The following is a 764-nucleotide window of genomic DNA, read 5'->3' on the forward strand; positions in this document are numbered from 1 at the left end:
CGGGGCGCCGGGAGGGCGCGCCCCGGGGCGGCCGGGCGGGGCGGGGTCAGCCCGCGGGGGCGTCCAGTGGGCGCGCCCCGAGCGCACGGGCCACGCCGACCAGGTTCTGCGCCATCGCCCGCCCGGTCGCCGCGCTCCAGTCGTGCCCGTCGTCCGTCTCGGTGTACTCGGGCCCCGGCCCGGGCCCGCGGTTCCAGTAGGTCCACCCCTGCGGGGCGATCGTGTAGCCGATGTCCACCAGGGCGCCCGCGACCTCCGAGATGACGTGGTGCGCACCGTCCTCGTTGCCCGTGACGACGACGCCGGCGACGCGGTTGTAGGCGACGGGGCGGCCGTCGTCGTCGGTCTCGGAGATCATCGCGTCCATCCGCTCCAGGGCGCGCTGCGCCCAGGACGACGGGTGGCCGACCCAGGTCGGCGTCGCGACGACGAGGATCTCCGCGGCGAGCAGCAGCGCCCGGATGCGGGGCCACTCGTCGCCGTCGCCGAGGTCGGACGCGACGCCCGGCGGGATGTGGTGGTCCGCGAGGCGGACGGACGTCACGTCGACGTCGTGGCCCCGCAGGGCCTCGACGACGACACCGGCGAGCGCCTCGGTGTTCGACGGCTCCGGTGACGGCTTCAGCGTGCAGCTCAGGACGACGGCTCTCATCGCCCCACGATGCGCCCGGGTGCGCGCGTCGGCGACCGGGGGCCGCCGGGGCGGCGCGGGATCAGGCGACGGGCGAGTCCCGGCGGCGCGGCGGGGTCGGCCGCGACGGCCG

General features: G+C 77.9%; 1 protein-coding gene. It reads right to left on the minus strand.

Annotated features, from left to right (window positions below; translation table 11 throughout):
* Nucleotides 1-46: 46 nt before the first annotated feature.
* On the minus strand, nt 47-652 hold the full coding sequence (locus EBM89_RS20810) for a flavodoxin family protein (RefSeq protein ID WP_122151431.1): 606 nt from the start codon (nt 650-652) through the stop codon (nt 47-49).
* Between the last annotated feature and the right edge of the window lie 112 nt (nt 653-764).

The organism is Cellulomonas triticagri, assembly GCF_003696205.1.
Lineage (GTDB): Bacteria > Actinomycetota > Actinomycetes > Actinomycetales > Cellulomonadaceae > Cellulomonas > Cellulomonas triticagri.